The organism is Alistipes sp. ZOR0009 (assembly GCF_000798815.1).
Taxonomy (GTDB): Bacteria; Bacteroidota; Bacteroidia; order Bacteroidales; family ZOR0009; genus Acetobacteroides.
On sequence record NZ_JTLD01000007.1, the window covers coordinates 1 to 18,266 of the forward strand.

An 18,266-nucleotide genomic window follows, 5' to 3' on the forward strand; every position below is an offset into this window, starting at 1 on the left:
TACAGGATTTGCCTTCGCCAACACCTCCGGGAGCATTTTTCCTACAGGATTTGCCTTCGCCAACGCCTCCGGGAGCAAATTCCTACAGGATTTGCCTTCGCCAACGCCTCCGGGAGCAAATTCCTACAGGAGTTGCATTCGCCAACGCCTCCGGGAATATTTTATAGGTAGAAGCAAGGACAACCGATCTACCAGCTGATACTCATAAGACATTTCGCAATTTGCAGGAAGCAGCTCACCAAACGGAAATTTGAGGGAAAGGAAACGGCTACGCACCTTACCGCCGCTGAAACTTTCGGCGGTACTGTAAGGGTGTAATGCCTGTCGCCTTTTTGAAACATTTTGTAAAGTAGGATAGGTTGCCAAAACCACTTTCAAAACAAACTTCAAACACGCTCAGGCTGGTGCTTGTTAGCAATCGGCGAGCTTGGTTAAGACGAAATTCGGTAATCGCCTCTATAAATGTTTTGTGCGTTACACTTTTAAAATACCGACAAAAGGCCGTTGGGGTTAAATGTACCGCATTGGCCACCTCCTTTATGCTTAAATCTTGCTGATAGCGCTCTACAATGCAGGCGTATACCCGACTTATACGCTCGGTATCGGCGGCAGAGGGGATAAATGGAAACAGCACGTCCACCGATTCTGTTGCCGTTGCCGCTGCTGCAAGTCCCAACACTTCCAAAAAGGCAGCCAACCGCTCCACACCTACTGCTTGACTACACTTTTCCATTTTGGAGGCTATCAAATCCCTATCGGCTCCCCTAAATAATATGCCCCCAGTCGTATTCTCGAGCAAATTACGAATAGAACGCATCTCAGGAAGAGACAGAAGCTGCTCGCCTGCAAAATTCTTAGCGAATTGAATAACCGTAGCCTGCGCCAAATGATCGCCAGCCTCCCCCTCGCTAATCCAACAATGAGGGGTATTGGCTCCAACCAGCACCAAATCGCCAGGCCCATAGCTATCGACAGCGCTACCAATATAGCGCCTCCCGTGGCTACGCCTAATAAACGTAAGCTCAAACTCTGGATGAAAATGGTAGGAAGCATCAAAGGATTGCTGATCGAGATGAAGCAGCTGAAAGGAGCTTTCGGCCTCGGAAGGTACCTTTTCGAAGGAGGGTTTCATAGCCTTATTTTATCCGCTAAAACAATTACATTTTACAACAATGGTAATATTACACATTTTCTGGCAAAAAATGGCCAGTCGCAGAATTGTGGTACCTGCTACATTTGCTGCATAGCCTTTTACTATTATCAGCTTCTCGTTGTTTCTAGTAAAAAGCAAAGAGGCTTGTTTAACGAAAAAAGACTAATTATAATGCACATGAAATATCAAGTACTAGCTGCGCTGATGCTTTTTGCAGGCATCAACGTATTTGCACAGCACATCCCAATTGTATCATCTGGGAAAATAGAGAGAATAGAGCATTTCTCCTCTAAGCACATAGCCGCCCGTAACGTGGATGTTTGGCTCCCCGAAGGCTATACGCCACAAAAAAAGTATGCTGTTGTGTATATGCATGACGGGCAAATGCTTTTTGACTCTACAACAACATGGAACCACCAGGCTTGGGAGGTAGACGAGGTGGCTGCAAAACTCATGAAACAAGGAAAGACGTCGGATTTCATTGTAGTAGGAATATGGAACATCAGCGAGATACGCCATCGCGACTACTTTCCACAAAAGCCCTACGAGTCGCTAACGGCAGCACAACAGAAAACGATCTCGCAGAAGCTCGAACAAAAAGGAAGAACAACAGGTGACTTTAAACCCGAATCGGATAGCTATCTCAAATTTATAGTTGAGGAGCTAAAGCCTGCTATCGACAAAAAGTACTCCGTACTCGCCGACCAGCAGCACACGTTTATTGCAGGTAGCAGCATGGGTGGACTTATATCCCTGTATGCCATCTGCGAATACCCAAAAGTGTTTGGAGGAGCGGCCTGCCTAAGTACGCATTGGCCTGGTATATTTGAGGTAGAAGACAATCCAATTCCCGATGCATTCTGCAGCTACCTCCAAAAGCATCTTCCCAGTCCCAATAATCATAAAATTTATTTTGACTATGGAGACAAGACCTTAGATGCCCTATACCCTAGCCTTCAAAAAAGAGTTGACCAAATTATGAAACAGAAAGGCTATACCCGCAAAAATTGGATCACCAAATTCTACCCTGGCGACGACCACAGCGAGCAGTCATGGAGAAAAAGGCTAAACATTCCCTTTGAATTTTTACTAAAGAAGTAGCCCTATGAAATGTTTGGTAACTCTTGGAATAATTGCCTCCATCTTCGTTTTAAAAAGTGAAGAAACCTACGCTCAAATGTATCAGACCGAAAAATACCAGCGACTTCCATTCGGAAGCATCAAACCCACTGGCTGGCTAAAGGAACAAATGCAAAAAGATATGGCTGGCTTTGTGGGTAATCTAGATCGGCTTGTCCCCGATTTGCTAAATGATCCTATCTACAGCAGCGGACGGCTGCACAAGAAAAGCAAATCGAAAGATTTAGGAAACCTCAAATCTGGCGATGCCGAAGGAGATGAGCAGTATAAATGGTGGAACTCTGAAACTCAGTCGAACTGGTGGGATGGCTATATTCGAAACGCTTTTCTTTTAGACGACCAGCAGGCCATAAAGAAGGTGAAGCAGTATGTAGATAAAATACTTTCGACGCAAGACGACGACGGGTATCTTGGTATCTACGACAAAGAGTTACGCTACAAGCAAACTTCCGAAAATGGAGAGCTGTGGGCACAAACGACCCTATACAGAGGACTGCTGGCATACTACGAGGTTACTCATGACCTCAAAGTATGGAATGCGATAGTAAGAGCCGTAGACAATGTAATGAGCAGCTATCCCATCAACGATTCCAATCCGTTTAATGTAGGTAAAGAGTTTTCGGGAGGCGTTGCCCATGGCCTTACATTTACCGACGTGCTCGATAAGATGTACCAGCTAACCCAAAACACCAAGTATCTCGACTACGCCGCGTTTCTATACCTTAACTATTCGGCCAACTTCTCCTGCGAAAAAGATGCTCAGCTTAGCTATATATTAGACACAACCTACAGGCTACAATCTCATGGTGTCCATACCTATGAACATTTACGTCCCCTAATTGTGGCTGCTTTTGCAACTGGAAATAGCAAAATAAAGCGAGCGCTAGATATTTTTATAGAAAGAATATCTAGGTGTACAACCGCAACAGGAGGCGCTATTGGAGACGAATGGATTGGAGGTAGAGTTGCCGATGCAACGAATGCGGGCTACGAGTACTGTTCTCTCCACGAGCTACTCGACAGCTATACCGTTTTACTACAAAAAAGAGGCGACCTCAAGGCGGCATCCAACATTGAAAGAATATTCTTCAACGCTGCACAAGGCGCTCGTGATCCGCATCATTCGTGCATTGCATATCTTAAAACGGACAACTCGTCCGAAATGATGGGAACTCGAAATGGAGAAAACGAACCAGACAAAAAGCAAACCAGATATAAGTACTCGCCAACACATCAAGATGTGGCCGTTTGCTGTGTGCCCAATGCGGGCCGAATAACTCCCTATTTTTTACAATCGAGCTGGATGAAAGAAAACGATACCACATTAGTGGCAATACTGCTATGTCCCAATACCGTTAATACAACCATTAAAAGCATCCCCACTTCCATAGAGGAAATAACTGACTACCCCAGTAAGAATCACTTTGTTTTTAAAATTCATTCAGCACAAAAGGTTTCTTTCAACCTAAAAATACGAGTTCCTGAATGGGCTAAAAACATAAAAACTAAGGAGACCTACCGCAAGGAAAATGGGTTTATTGTCATCGAAAAAATGGTTGATCAAACAGCACAAATAGATCTAGAATATGAAACCGAGGTAAAGTTAAACGAAGACGTAAAGAATGAAAAATACTTTACCTACGGAGCTCTTGTCTATTCTAAACCCATTAAAGCAGCAATGCAAAAAGGGAAATCCTATGCAACTGGATTTGAAGATTTGTACTATAAAGCAGAAGAAACTCCTTTATACGAATTAACAAACCACACTAATGCATCCTTTAAAAATGGAATTATTAGAGTTAATTTAAAAAACAGCAAGACGAATAAAAATGAGCAGGTTGATCTTATACCAATAGCCAAAACAATACTTAGACAAACAACCTTTAAATAGTGTACTGTGTAAATAAGAAAGGCTACCTTCTGTATGAAAGTAGCCTTTCTCTATATTTCTCAAAACAAGCATCAAGTACCACAGTGGTACACCCCAACTATTGCAGGTAAAATTTGCTACCTTGGTCAACTGAAAAAAAGATAACATGTCGGCTAAAACGGAATCAACATTGCAGGTAAAGAAACATAGCACAGGAATCATCTATCCCATTGCAGCCTACTCCATGTGGGGAATTTTACCGATCTACTGGAAGCTAATGAAACAGATTCCTGCTGGAGACATCCTTGCGCACCGTATCTTTTGGTCGTTTGTTTTTCTAGCCATTATCCTTACAGGAATGCACCGATGGAGCGAACTGCGAAGAATATTTCAATCTACGAGGATTTTTTTAGCGGTTATGGCAGCTTCTATCCTCATTAGCCTTAACTGGCTAATATATATTTGGGCTGTGAATAGCAACCATATTGTAGAGGCAAGTTTAGGTTACTATATAAATCCGCTGCTAACCATTTTACTCGGCAGTTTAGTGCTGCGCGAGCGCACCGACAAGTGGCAACTGATGGCCATTTTGCTAGCATTCGTAGGGGTAGCCTACCTAACATTTCAGTTTGGTAGCATTCCTTGGGTTGCGCTAACGCTAGCCGTATCATTTGCCCTATACGGATTGGTTAAAAAGATGTCCTCGCTATCGCCACTAACAGGCCTTGCGGCAGAAACGATGATGATGGCACCACTAGCCTTGGGATACCTGTTTATTCAAATCAAAGGAACAGCAACGTACAGCCATCTTTCATTTGGAATGATTTTGCTAATACTTCTTACCGGAGTCGTTACATCGATTCCTTTGCTACTTTTTGCACAAGGAGCCAAGAGGGTATCGCTTACGACGCTTGGCTTCGTGCAATATCTATCGCCCAGCATCAGCCTGCTAATTGGGGTGCTGGTGTACCAAGAACCATTTACGGTCTCACATCAAATTTGCTTTGGTCTAATATGGACGGCTCTAGCTATATACTCCTTTAGCCGCAAAGAGGTACTTGCAAAAATTGGGATAGTTGGCGATTAATTCAGCTAGTAAAGTATTGAAGCCAAGAGGAGCGGAACGAGCAACGACAGTAGTAAATATAGCACCACCCATAATCCATGCCGGGCTCTATCTAAAGTAGGCTCATTTTGCCATCGTGCCACCAACTTTTGAATAGCTTCCCGACGGCTGTAATAGTAAAAGTTGAAACCAAGCATGGTAAGGAAAAGGATTACCCCAAATAAACCACCAAAATTCGGGCAGATATTCGCGAATAGGCACAAAATAAACAGCATACAGATTACATTCAGGAATTGCATTACTGCAACAATCCATGCTGCAAAAACATCAGCAGACAAATCGTGCCTTCTATGATAAAACTCGTATACCCTATAGTATAGGTATGAGAACATTCGCTTATACGCTACTGCGCCCTCCTTATAAGAAGAAACAATACTGAAGAAGATTCGACCACAATAATACCTTAAAATATAGGCAGGAATTTCCCTGCCTACACCTTCAATCAGGTTCTGCACAGATGTGCTCTACACTATTTTTTAAGTCGATTTTTAAAAACCTTTTCAAATTTTTCGAGTTTCGGAAGAATTACCAGCTGACAATAGGGCTGCTCCGAATTGTTATCAAAATAATTTTGATGCAAACGATCGGCCTTGTAAAAAGCCTTGAAACGAACAATCTCCGTCACAATTGGATCATCCCAGATATGCTGCTCATCGAGCTTTCGCTTGTAAGCCTCTGCGATATGTTGCTGCTCCTCATTATGGTAAAAAATTACCGAGCGGTACTGCGTACCAATATCGTTACCCTGCTGGTTAAGTGTCGTTGGATCGTGCGTTTTCCAGAACACCTCCAGCAACTCGTCAAAAGATATAATGTCCGGATCAAAGGTAACCTGCACCACTTCTGCATGACCTGTTAGCCCTGTGCACACCTCTTTATAGGAAGGATTTACGGTTGTTCCCCCCGAAAAACCGCTTTCCACCTTTATTACCCCTTCTAAACGCTGAAAAATAGCTTCAGCACACCAGTAGCATCCTTGTCCGAAGGTTGCTACTTCCAACTTCCCTTTTGTTGATTCCATATTTTTTACTCCATAATTAGCGTTTGCACTGCAAACTGTCAGTGCAAAAAGCATTGCAACTATTGCTCTCATCGTTTTTTGCAAGAAACATCTTACATACTATTTTGTTTGAAGGATCAGAACAGACCCAACTCATCAACAATAAAACATGCCAACAGGCAATCTATCTTTACGTATATTTGTGCAACCTTGTAAAATTGGAGCACATCTCTATCAAAATACCAACATGTTGGTATAGGATTGCATAATTAAGTGGATAAATTTGTGTCCCAAACTGTAAAATAGCAAATGAAGCTAAGCGAGTTAACATCCGGAGAATCGGGCATCATAACCAAAGTATCAGGAAGAGGAGCATTTCGTAAGCGCATTACCGAAATGGGGTTCATCAAAGGGAAGAAGGTTAACGTGGTAAAAAACGCACCGCTACAAGACCCCGTAGAATACAATATAATGGGCTATGAGGTATCACTACGCCGTAGCGAGGCGGCACTCATCGATGTTATTACCCCCAATGAAGCTCGGCATACCATACTAAGCTCCTACAACGGAGTAATCACGGACGAAGTACTGAGCGAATCGGCCAAAAACGTAGGTAAAACCATTGAGGTAGCGCTGGTTGGCAACCCCAATGCAGGAAAAACTTCCATATTCAACTTTGCTTCTGGCTCGCACGAGCATGTGGGCAACTACTCGGGCGTTACCGTCGATTCCAAACAAGCTCAGTTTAAGTATAAAGGTTATACCTTCAACATTACCGACCTTCCAGGAACTTACTCGCTATCAGCCTACACCCCAGAAGAGGTTTACGTACGCACCTATATTGCCGAAAATAACCCTGACGTAATTGTCAACGTTGTTGATGCCTCCAACCTAGAGCGCAACCTCTACCTTACAACCCAACTCATAGACATGGATGTAAGCGTTATTGCTTGCCTAAATATGTACGATGAACTGGAACGCAGCGGCGATAGATTCGATCATCAATCCTTAGGAAAAATGATTGGAATCCCGTTCGTACCAACGGTTGGCTCTAAAGGTCGTGGGCTCGACAATCTTTTTGATACCATCATCAACCTCTATACCGGCAACGACAAAACCTACCGTCATATCCACATAAACTATGGACATGATGTAGAGGGGGCAATATGTACCATACAGCAGCTACTTCGCGATCCTGAAGTAAGGCCCCTAATAGTAAAATACTCCTCTCGTTTCTTGGCAATTAAGCTTCTTGATAAAGATAAGGAGGTGCGAAAAATAGTTGAAACGCTACCCAATGGCGCTGAAATAATAGCTATTGCAGACAAAGAAATAAAGAAGCTAGAGAAACACCTAAATGAGGATAGTGAAACTATCATTACCGATGCCAAATACGCCTTCGTTGCCGGAGCTCTAAAGGAAACGTACAAGCATAGCCACAGAGCTAAGCATAAAAAAACGGCATCGATAGATCACTATATGACCCACAAGTATTGGGGATTTCCTATTTTCCTTTTCTTCATTTGGCTTACATTTTACGTAACCTTTAGGCTAGGAGAATATCCCAAAGGGGTACTAGAAGATGGCATTGCTGCTTTAATGGATACACTAAATGGAGCAATGGCTGACGGCCCATTTAAAGATTTGCTAGTTAACGGAATTATTAATGGCGTTGGAAACGTAATTGTCTTTCTACCCAACATCCTTATTCTATTCTTCTTTATCTCGCTACTCGAGGATACGGGCTACATGGCACGAGCCGCCTTCATAATGGATAAGCTGATGCACAAAATTGGCTTACATGGAAAATCGTTTATTCCCCTAATTATGGGTTTTGGATGTAATGTGCCAGCGATCATGGCTACACGCACCATCGAAAGCCGCAGCAATAGGCTGCTTACCATGCTAATATCACCGCTAATGTCGTGCAGCGCGCGTCTTCCTGTATACATCCTAGTTTTGGGAGCTTTTTTCCCTAGTAATGCAGGAACAATGCTGTTTTTGATCTACCTAATAGGCATAATTCTCGCCATTCTAATGGCACTCCTATTCAAAAAAACGATTTTCAGGCATAAGGATGTTCCTTTTGTTATGGAACTCCCCCCATATAGAATTCCAACCCTTAAAGCCACTTTACGTCACATGTGGTTTAAAGGTTCTCAATATCTAAAAAAGATGGGGGGGATTATCCTAGTTGCAGTAATATTTATATGGGTACTATCATACTATCCTCGCGATGTGCGCTTCAGCAAAGATTACGAAGCAGAAAAGCAGTCCATTGCTTTAAGCTATGACACAAAAATCAAGGAAGCACGTAGTTCTGAAATTGCCACGACTATTAGTGCCGAACGTGATAGCCTACTTCAGCACGTCGATACACAAGTTCAATCTGAACGCCAAAAATACTCATATTTAGGTCGTGCAGGGCTCTTCATTGAACCGATAATGAAACCATTGGGTTTCGATTGGAAAATGAGCATATCGCTCCTTTCTGCTCTGCCTGCAAAAGAAATTGTAGTTAGCACAATGGGGGTTATCTATCAAGCCGATGGGAATACCGATGACAACACCTCCTCGTTAATCTACAAAATGCAAAACGAGAAATACGCAAGCGGCGCTAACAAAAATGAAAAAGTTTACTCTAAGCCCGTTGCCCTTTCATTCCTGATGTTTGTACTAATATACTTTCCCTGCGTTGCTGTTGTTGCTGCTCTGAAAAAGGAATCGGGAAGCTGGAAGTGGGCCTTATTTACCATTTTCTACACAACTGCCTTAGCGTGGATTGTCGCATTCATCGTATTTAACGTATCAAAAATGGTTATGTAAACCCACAAAAAAAGAAAAGATGACAGAACAAGTTCAAACCATACTTACCTTTGTGGTCGTTGCAGGAGCAGCCGTTTATACCATCTATGCCCTACGTACCCTATTTATCCGCCAGAAAGATGACGGTTGCACAAGCCATGGATGCCCTAGCTGCGGCATTAAAAACGACATCAAAAAATCATACAACAAGAAATTAGAGGCAAATAAGCTGAAATACAATAAAGGAAACCATTGCCACTAAGCTTCCACAAAATGTCCAAAATGAATAGCCTTAAAAGCCGAGATTTTTCGTCTGAATTTACATTCAGCGCATCGCGTAGCGGCGGCGCAGGAGGACAAAATGTAAATAAAGTAAATACCAAAGTTGAGCTTCGCTTCGATATTGCGGCCTCCAGCCTCCTTTCCGATGACGAAAAAACTCAGATTTTGGGTAAGCTGAGAACCAAACTTACCACCGAAGGAATCCTTATTGTTGTTTCTCAAGAAGAGCGAACACAACTTAAAAATAAGGAAATCTGTATCGAAAAATTTTACAACATGCTAGAAAAGGCACTGACAATACCTAAAAAGAGAAAACCGACCAAGCCAACTGCAGCATCCAAAGAAAAAAGGCTTGAAAGTAAGCGCCAGCAATCTGCATTAAAATCAACAAGAAGGAGTAAGGATTTCTTATAAAAAAGTCGGAGTAACCTCCGACTTTTTATGTTTGAAAAGCTAACGTTTATATGCTATTTAAAATTCTGTTGGCTACCTCTTCAATCTCCCCGATTCCATTTATTCGAACAGTTAGATTTCGAACAATAAAGTAATCACCAACGGGCTTTGTTTCTTGATGGTATACCTCTATTCTTCTGTTCATTACATTTGGATCTTTATCGTCTATTCGATCAGAATTTTTTCCTCTATGCACTCCACGTTCAATAAGCGTTTCATGGGGTACATCAAGTAGTAGCACCCGTTTAATGCGGATACCATGCTTTTCCGTCAATCTACAAAGCGTATCAGCCTGAGGAATGGTGCGTGGATAACCATCCAAAATTAATCCCTTTTCTGACTTACACTTGATGAGCTCATTTTCGATCATCTCTTCAAGCAACTCATCTGGAACAAGTTGACCTTGGCGAATATACTCCTCGGCCTTTAAGCCCAACTCAGTATGATTCTTTCGCTCACTCCTCAAAACATCGCCCGTCGATAGGTGTTTAAAGCCAATTCTTTTCGAAAGAATTTCACCCTGCGTCCCTTTCCCTGAAAATGGAGCTCCAAATAGAATTAAAATTTCCATAGCTACATATAGGTAATAGTTTACAATAGTTAACGAACACCCCTACAATTTAAGCTATTTCTTCGTATTTTTAAATAAAAACCGAATCATTTTTTTACTTAAAAAAAATATTTCCTACAATACTAATCCTATTTAGCAATCTCATCCTGAATAACTTTTACTACAGCAGCACTTATTGATCGGCTTTCATCCTGAGATTTCACATAACGTAGAAATTTTATTTTAGAATCCTTCCCAACCACAATCACAACACCTTTGTCATCAGAATCGGCCAAAGACCACGCCTGTTTTATCTTTTCGGAATCATCAAGTAAAACAATAGAGCCAGGAAATTGCTTTTCTTTCTGACGTGATTTCATTCTTATGGCCGAATTAGGAATCCAAGTCACCTTACAGTTGGCAACACCAATACCAGCATACTTATCAGCTGGAAATCCTTTAGCTTTTATGGCCGCAGATAGTGGATCGTTCACATCCTTTACGTCTGGATCGGTATAAAGAATAACTAAAACCTTGCTTCCAAAATAAGGAATGCTAGAAGGTTTATCACTCGAATTTAACACATTAACGTTAGAAATGCTTTTACCAACGCTTGCTTGCTGCGCATTGGCAACAAGAACTGATATCAGCAAAAAAAGCAAAAGTCCACATCTTTTCATACCTGCAACTTATTTTGAAACAAAATTATAATAAAAGAAAGTTACAAACTAAACTTATAGAGGCAAAGCGCCTAAAGGCGCTTTGCTTTTAAAAAGTTATTGAGACACCAGCCTTAAACCATCGGCCTGGCTGAGCTATGTTTCCAATGTCGAAATAGGATTTATCAAATAAGTTTGAAGCCTCGGCAAAAACAGAAAACATTTTATAACCATACATAACCCTCGCATCAGCCGTAAAGAAAGGCTTATACTCAATCTCCTTATTGTTAATATCAGTATACGAGCCAGCTCTATCCTGATAGCTACCTCTAATACTTAACGATACTCCCTTAATAATAGCAAACGAAGTAGACATTGTCAGCTTGTAGCGCAAATAATCTAAGATATACATAGAAACATATCCTTTAATACTATCCATATTTTGTTTTTGGTAAGTATAGGCTACTGAAATATTTTGGATAAATAAATCATTAAACTTGTATCCCCCCCTAACTTCAATTCCAGTAGTATTAAGCGTAGCCAAATTTCTCATCGTTGTTTTCTCTTCAGAAATGGATTTCCCCTTATCAATAACATCATCGGCTAACCGTCTATAGATATCAACTTGCGCATTCATACTTCCCTTTTCGTATTTAGCTCCAAGCTCAAACGTTAACGCCTTCTCGGGCTTCAAATCTGGATTTCCATTATGAAATTTATTCTTATAAAATAAGTCGGTAAAAGTTGGTAAACGGTAAGATTGATTTGCTGCGATAAAAAATTTGACCCCAGTTTCTCCCAACAAGTAGCTTGCATCGCTTCCCCAATACCATGAACTTCCAAAATCGTTCGCATGGTTAAACATCACCCCCGCTGATAAAAATAAGTTTTTATAGTTATAGGAATGCTCAAGAAAGGTGCTAAGATTAACTCTATCCAAACCATAAGTATAGGAAAGGTTAGAACCTGTTATTATTTGAGGTTTACTCAACTTATTTCCGAGAACATTCGATACAATACTTTCTTGGCGAACTTCCGTTCCTAGCAGCGTTTTACCCAAAATAGAAAAAAATGTAACTTTTACATTTCCCCCATACACATCTGTACGGTGATAGTTCGGAGTAACATCTTTTGTTGGGGCATCATACCGATACAAGTCAAACCGATCAAAATGACGACGCCAGTACCCTGTTGCTGTAACATTTAAAGCCCCAAAATCCTTACTCCACCTAGCGCTATTAATATACGCTTTAGTAGCCTCATACTGATTTGGATATTTGGGCGAATAAAAACTATTTGCACCAAATCCCTTATCTTGAACTCCTGTGCTTAATTCAAAACTTCCTACTCGCTTATTGCTGTAGGTAAAATTGCCATAGAAATTATTCAACTCAAAATCTGTATTGTGAATGTAACCAGAAGACTGCTGCCGGCTTGCAGAAATAAAAATACCAACATCTCCTCGTTTTGCCGATGTTTCTCCTCCGATAGAAAAATAGCCAAAATCACCTGCAGAAAAACTTACTCTTGATGAGTTACTTGATGGAGATGTGGTAATAAAGTTGATAGCGCCACTAAATGCGTTTGGACCAAAGCTTCGAGCTCCTGGGCCTTGCAATATTTCAATTCTTTCGATAGAGGCAATATCTACAGGTAAATTCAAATTGTGATGTCCTGTTTGGGGATCTGTAACATTTACACCGTTCAAAAGAATTAAAACCTGATCAAAAGAACCACCTCGTACCGAGATGTCAGATTGTACACCAACAGGACCACGGGTTCTAATGTCCACCCCTGCCGCATAGTTCAAAACATCCGCAATACTTTGAATTGGAGCCGATTTTAACTCCGCCTTTGTAATGGTTGAAACTATACGAGTTTGCTTCGAAAAAGTATTTTTTCTTTGCATTGCCTTAACCACGACTTCGTCTAGCTGCTTTTCTGACACGATTGTAGAATCAACCTGTCCCATCCCCTCAATTCCAAAAGACATCAACGCAACGAGTAGCATGATATCCCTAACTTTCATATTCATAGATTACATTTTATATTTGCCAAGACAAAGCGCTCTATTTACTAAAATAGGCCTGTAAGCATTTAGCAAAAGGCTTACAAAGGTAAGCAAACATATTAAGAGTGTTATAGCTTATTCATCAATGTTAAATTTGAGAAATTCATATACTAATAGGATGCATAAATGTAACGTTTATAAAAAAGATCTCGTCTTTCTCTCAGAAAACAGGATATATGGATGCAGGGTCTAACTTCAAAAATATCCACCAAGAGCTAATTGATGGATGCCGACTTCTGAGACCTGAAAGCCAACTTGAAGTATATCGGATTTACTATAAATCGATGTATAACACGGCTTTTCGAATGTTACGGCATAGCGCCGAAGCAGAAGATATTATGCAGGAGTCTTTTTTGAAAGCATTTACAAAAATAGATACTTATCAGAATGAGGTGAGCTTTGGAGCTTGGCTCAAAAGGATCGTTGTAAATACCTGTTTAGATAAAATGCGTCAGCATAAGATGGAGCTATCCGAAGCAGATAAGTTTCCGGACATCGAAGACGATTCACCCGAAATAGATTGCGATGAAAGCATCACCGTTGATTGCATCAAAAGATGTATTGAGATGCTTCCTGAAGGCTCAAGAGTTGTCGCCAACCTATACCTAATAGAAGGCTACGACCACGACGAGATTGCAGAAATTTTAGAGATCTCCAATTCGGCATCTCGAACCCAGCTTCATAGAGCAAAGCTAAAGCTTGCAGAGTTAATAAAAGAAAAACAGAAAATCGACATATAATGGCTCGTTTAGAAGACTACATCAACAACCATAGAGATGAGTTTGATACAGAAACTCCATCCGAAGAGCACTTCAAAAAATTTGAGCAAAAGTTGAATTTTGTAAGCATCAACCACACGCCAACTAAAAGAAGGCTACCTTGGGGCAACATTGCAGCAGTCTCCTTTTTAGTTGCGGCATCGTCTCTCCTCTTTATTAAGTTGTATCAACCAGAGGAAGAGTATAGTAAAAATATAAAGGTTATTAAAAGTACCTACAATGAGGTACTAGATCAAAAGTACAAGCAAATAAACATTGCTGTTGATAGGCTACCAGAATCTGCAAAAAGGGATTTTGAGAAGAAAATAGAAGATATCAAAAAGCAAACCATTATCATGGAGCAAAACTCTAGATATGGTGGCGACAACCCCAGAATCAGACAATCGCTTATTCTTCACTATAGAAAAACAGATAAAATTCTAACAAGAATGGCGATTCAAGCCGAAAAAAATGAAGTTTTAACCAACAAATAAAAGGAGAGCATTTCTAGGCTAGTCCACTAAAATCTTTCCTTAAATTTAAATTTTAAAGGATGAAAACCTTAAATCGTTCGTTATCAATGCTGCTACTTATTGTTGCTGCATTCGTATGCCAATCATTCACGCTAGAGCCCACTTTCGATTTCAACTACGAAAATGACGCAAAAGCGGAAAAATATGCCTCACGAGAATTTAATGGAAATGGGAATACTCAAATCAACGTATCAAACTCTCATGGCAATATAAAAGTTGTTCCATGGACTGAGAATAAAGTTAAGATTGACGTTTTCGTTAAATATGAGCAAAGCGTAAGCAATAAGAAAGATTATGCTCAAAAAAGTTTTAGCATCAACATGTCCCAAAAAGACAATATTGTAAGCGTCTCAACAAATCATCGAACCCGTCGAATTAAGCATACCATTAACTATGTTATTTACACCCCATCAACAGCGTCAATTACGGCAAACAATAGTTATGGTGATATTGCACTAGGAAATTTGAACGGCCACATCAGCATAAACTTAGAGTATGGAGATCTATTTGCTGAAAAATTAGGATATGGAAGCGGCCAAAAAGCCAACAAAATAAAAATTGCCTACGGAGATGCTGTAATTAAGGAAGCGGCATGGTTAAATGCCTCCGTTGAATACGGATCCTTTGCAATGCAAAGTGCCTATGCTTTGGGCATTACGGGCTCCTACTCCGACTTTAAAATCGACAATTTGAGGTTTGCAAATGTTGCTCTTGCTTATTCAGATATAAAAATTGGAACCATCAACTCCATTAAAGGGAAAATATCAAACGGTGATTTTAAAACCGATAGAATAAAAGACAACATGGTTCTTTCTCTAAACTATACTGACATAATCGTTTACAGTATTGACAAAAACTTCACAAGCCTAGATCTCAATACATCCTACTCAAACGGAAAGCTAACCTTCGACAATGATGCTTCTTTTAACATAAACGCATCTGCCCAATATTCTAGCTTTAAGCTTTACAACATGAGCGGAGGAGCACAAACCTTTGAAAAATCATTTTCAAAATCAGTAGGCACGTCTCCATCTAAAAAAGTTAGAATATCCAGCCAATACGGCGATTGGACATTAAGAAAAAACTAATCATTTAAACAAATAATAAAAGCGCGGTAATTTTTTTACCGCGCTTTTTACTATTTACTAATAGTATTTGCCCTTCTCAAATTATCAGAGGCTTGCAATAGTTTAAGCATCAAAGTAGGTGCTATTTTTTTCCCTTCTCCATTCTTATACTTCTGAACTATAGCATAGGCCTCTTTAGACTTATGCCCATACAACAAAGATGTTAACCAACTTTTCGGGAAAAAGATATCCCCAGTACGTTGAATTTCAGGAAGTATCTCAAGCCCCTTCATTAAATATTTTTCAGATTCCTTCTCTCTCAACGGATGGTTTAAGTATTTTAATGCATCAATAACCCACGGCTCATTTTTCCGATTACTGAAGTTAAGAAGTGATGCAAAAAATTTATCTCGATCCACTTCACTCGAATTGACAGCATTAGCGATAAAGTTGAATCGTAAAAGGACATCAGAACCTTTAATTCTTTTGCGAGCTTTACCTATAATGGTTTCCCAGTCTTTAGGGAATCTTATCGCCAACTCTAATGCAAAATTATTCAAATCGTTCTCAGAAATCCATGACGCCTCTTTAGCAGTTTCCACACTCCACAAATCAAACAACTTTTTTGACGATTTACTGCTTTTCATCAACTTAGAGAATGCTCGTAAATATTGAATTTTAATTTTTTTATCGGAGCTACTGGTAAAACCAAGCCAAAGCGCATCTTCCACTTTTTCTACCGTAGAGGTCTCCTTCGAGTAAAAAAGTAATGTACTTGTCAAATAATCTAAGGCAAGCCCTAAAATTTGTTCGTTATTTTCTTTTACGATCACTTGGCAAAGTAGGTCACCTATCTTATCTCCATCAATTTTACCCTTCACCATATTTTCGTAAATATTGATTAGCGCACTTCCCCTCACTAACGGATCTTCAATTTTATAAAAATTATTTAGCAACCATTCTAAAGAGCTTTCATCATATAAAAATGCACCATAGGCCATTCCATCCGAATTTGGAATAAAGGCAAAAACGTTTTTCAATCCTTTAAAGCCAAGCATTTCTCCATTTAAATCTTTAAGTAGAATTGAATCTTCCACCCTATTTGCCCCTTGCGCCTCAATTTTCAATTGCTGAAAAAAGCACAACCCTTTATTTGCCTCACAAATCTGTTTTACATAAAACTGAGACACTACCTGATCAACAAGCTCGTAATCAAACTTATAAACGGGCATTCTAGCACTTTCAATCCACGTTTTACTCCAATCTTCTATACTAAAAGCGCTATGCTTCCCTAGTATCTGAACCAAATCGAGCCAACTTGCATTAGAGTGCTCATATTTCCTTAAATATTCTTGTAATGAGGTCTGAAATTTTTCTTTGCCCATCAAACGTTCTAAAGATCTAATAACAATTGGAGATTTGTGGTAGACAATATTTCCATATAGGGAACCCGCTTCATTCAGGTTTTCTAAGTTTTGACGAATTGGATTATTCCCCAAAGTTCTATCTTCTGAATATGCTTTAGGAGCATGGCTAACTAAAAATTGCAACTGATGATTTACTGCGGGATACAAACTTTCTACTATCTTATCTGCAAAAAAACCAGCAAAAACTTCTTTCATCCAAACATCGTCAAACCACTTCATGGTCACCATATCGCCAAACCAAAGATGAGCAGTTTCATGCCCAATTAGCTCTGTTCTTCCTAATTTTTCCTGCTGAGTTGCATTCTCATTCAGCCACATCTTCGAATCAAGATAGTAAACGGCTCCAACATGCTCCATTCCACTAAATTGAAATGAAGGTAGAATTATCAAATCATATTTTGAAAAAGGAAACGATATTCCAGTATAAGCTTCCATCCAACGAACGGCATGGCTCACTTCCTTGAAAATAGGATCAGCATTTCTACGTACTTTTTCAGGGTCCTTTTCTCTATGGTAGATACAATACTTTCGGCCATCAACCTGTTTCTCTATTTTAGAGAACTTACCAGCCACAAATGCAAACTGATAGGTACTTACCAAGTCAGATTTTTGAAAGTAGAAAACATTGCTCCTTTTCGTCTTCTTTACTAACTTAATAGAAGCACAACTAACGGCAGTCCAATCGTTGGGCACATCAAGTATAAGGTTAAAATTTGCCTTGATATCCGGCTGATCAAAGCAAGGAAATACAGTCCGTGCCTTATCAGGCACAAACAAGGAGTACAAGTATTCTGAATTTCGGTTCAATGACTTATCAGCCACAACAAACTCAACAAAAACTTCATTCCGATTCTTTTTCAAATATTTAGAAGGAATCAGCAGATGCTCACTAACAATTTTACAATCAAGTTCCTTTCCATTACATAAAACTCTTTTTACGAATTTTGAGTTTACGGCAAAGTCTACCTGCAACGGTTCTTTTCCTCCTGTGTAATCAAAATGAATGAATTCTTTTCCCAAAATAGGAGCCGAAATAGCAGAAGGAATTTTTAAGTGAATGCCATACGAAACATTCATCAAATTGGCGCGTCGGCTTTCAGCAAGCACCTTCGATACACCTTTTTGAACACTTAAATCTGTAGAATGGCTACAGCCAACCCCACCAAATAGAAGAAACAAGGAGAGAACTTTAAAATATCGCATGTTTATTAAATAACGAATAAAACCATTTTTAAAAATAAACAATAAAATGTTATTTATAAAATCAGATATAGTTCGTTTGAGATTATAATGCAAAAATAGCGTACAGCTATCGCAAATAATAGATTAAAGAGGCAAACACGCTAACAAAGGAGACTTTTAGAAATACAAA

At 39.9% G+C, this 18,266-nt stretch carries 15 protein-coding genes; 9 read left to right on the forward strand and 6 right to left on the reverse strand.

Features of this window, described 5'->3' with window-relative positions; genetic code table 11:
* Positions 1–277: 277 nt before the first annotated feature.
* Complete coding sequence (locus L990_RS02570; RefSeq protein ID WP_047445232.1) at positions 278–1,132, reverse strand: AraC family transcriptional regulator; 855 nt, start codon at positions 1,130–1,132, stop codon at positions 278–280.
* 198 nt (positions 1,133–1,330) lie between these two features.
* Between L990_RS02570 and L990_RS02575 the strand changes: the two genes are divergently transcribed.
* From L990_RS02575 to rarD, 3 genes are all read left to right on the forward strand, one after another.
* On the forward strand, positions 1,331–2,254 hold the full coding sequence (locus tag L990_RS02575; protein ID WP_047445273.1) for an alpha/beta hydrolase: 924 nt from the start codon (positions 1,331–1,333) through the stop codon (positions 2,252–2,254).
* A gap of 4 nt (positions 2,255–2,258) precedes the next feature.
* Positions 2,259–4,184, forward strand: coding sequence for a beta-L-arabinofuranosidase domain-containing protein (locus L990_RS02580; protein WP_047445234.1), 1,926 nt, complete (start codon positions 2,259–2,261; stop codon positions 4,182–4,184).
* 145 nt (positions 4,185–4,329) lie between these two features.
* Positions 4,330–5,250, forward strand: coding sequence for an EamA family transporter RarD (gene rarD, locus L990_RS02585; protein ID WP_052180660.1), 921 nt, complete (start codon positions 4,330–4,332; stop codon positions 5,248–5,250).
* A 508-nt stretch (positions 5,251–5,758) separates the two neighbouring features.
* On the opposite strand, the gene msrA is transcribed toward rarD, so the two are convergent.
* Positions 5,759–6,310, reverse strand: a complete 552-nt coding sequence (msrA, locus tag L990_RS02595) for a peptide-methionine (S)-S-oxide reductase MsrA (RefSeq protein WP_197057215.1) — start codon at positions 6,308–6,310, stop codon at positions 5,759–5,761.
* Between the two features lie 288 nt (positions 6,311–6,598).
* On the opposite strand from msrA, the gene feoB reads away from it, so the two are divergent.
* From feoB to arfB, 3 genes are read left to right on the forward strand one after another with little or no spacing between them, the layout of a single operon-like run.
* Positions 6,599–9,115, forward strand: a complete 2,517-nt coding sequence (feoB, locus tag L990_RS02600) for a ferrous iron transport protein B (protein WP_047445241.1) — start codon at positions 6,599–6,601, stop codon at positions 9,113–9,115.
* A 19-nt stretch (positions 9,116–9,134) separates the two neighbouring features.
* Positions 9,135–9,356: a hypothetical protein gene (locus tag L990_RS02605; protein WP_047445243.1), complete on the forward strand. Its 222-nt coding sequence runs from the start codon at positions 9,135–9,137 to the stop codon at positions 9,354–9,356.
* A gap of 20 nt (positions 9,357–9,376) precedes the next feature.
* Positions 9,377–9,790, forward strand: a complete 414-nt coding sequence (gene arfB / locus L990_RS02610) for an alternative ribosome rescue aminoacyl-tRNA hydrolase ArfB (RefSeq protein WP_047445245.1) — start codon at positions 9,377–9,379, stop codon at positions 9,788–9,790.
* A gap of 46 nt (positions 9,791–9,836) precedes the next feature.
* On the opposite strand, the gene L990_RS02615 is transcribed toward arfB, so the two are convergent.
* The 3 genes from L990_RS02615 to L990_RS02625 form a co-directional block, all read right to left on the reverse strand.
* Positions 9,837–10,400 (reverse strand): adenylate kinase, encoded by a 564-nt coding sequence (locus tag L990_RS02615; RefSeq protein ID WP_047445247.1) that lies wholly within the window; start codon positions 10,398–10,400, stop codon positions 9,837–9,839.
* 128 nt (positions 10,401–10,528) lie between these two features.
* Positions 10,529–11,059, reverse strand: a complete 531-nt coding sequence (locus L990_RS02620) for a YtfJ family protein (RefSeq protein WP_047445249.1) — start codon at positions 11,057–11,059, stop codon at positions 10,529–10,531.
* An 88-nt stretch (positions 11,060–11,147) separates the two neighbouring features.
* The gene (locus L990_RS02625) at positions 11,148–13,073 is read right to left on the reverse strand and encodes a TonB-dependent receptor (protein ID WP_052180661.1); all 1,926 of its coding nucleotides are present in this window, start codon (positions 13,071–13,073) and stop codon (positions 11,148–11,150) included.
* Positions 13,074–13,285: 212 nt separating this feature from the next.
* Between L990_RS02625 and L990_RS02630 the strand changes: the two genes are divergently transcribed.
* From L990_RS02630 to L990_RS02640, 3 genes are read left to right on the forward strand one after another with little or no spacing between them, the layout of a single operon-like run.
* Positions 13,286–13,849, forward strand: coding sequence for an RNA polymerase sigma factor (locus L990_RS02630; protein WP_081981576.1), 564 nt, complete (start codon positions 13,286–13,288; stop codon positions 13,847–13,849).
* Positions 13,849–14,361: a hypothetical protein gene (locus L990_RS02635; RefSeq protein WP_047445252.1), complete on the forward strand. Its 513-nt coding sequence runs from the start codon at positions 13,849–13,851 to the stop codon at positions 14,359–14,361. The genes L990_RS02630 and L990_RS02635 overlap by 1 nt, the downstream gene beginning before the upstream one ends.
* A 59-nt stretch (positions 14,362–14,420) precedes the next feature.
* Positions 14,421–15,488 carry a DUF4097 family beta strand repeat-containing protein gene (locus tag L990_RS02640; protein ID WP_047445255.1) on the forward strand — a complete coding sequence of 356 codons (1,068 nt, stop codon included), beginning with the start codon at positions 14,421–14,423 and terminating at the stop codon, positions 15,486–15,488.
* 50 nt (positions 15,489–15,538) lie between these two features.
* Here the strand turns inward: L990_RS02640 and L990_RS02645 are convergent, their stop codons facing one another.
* Entirely contained in the window at positions 15,539–18,139 is a 2,601-nt protein-coding gene (locus L990_RS02645) for a M1 family metallopeptidase (RefSeq protein ID WP_156121291.1), read from the reverse strand.
* Positions 18,140–18,266: the final 127 nt, after the last annotated feature.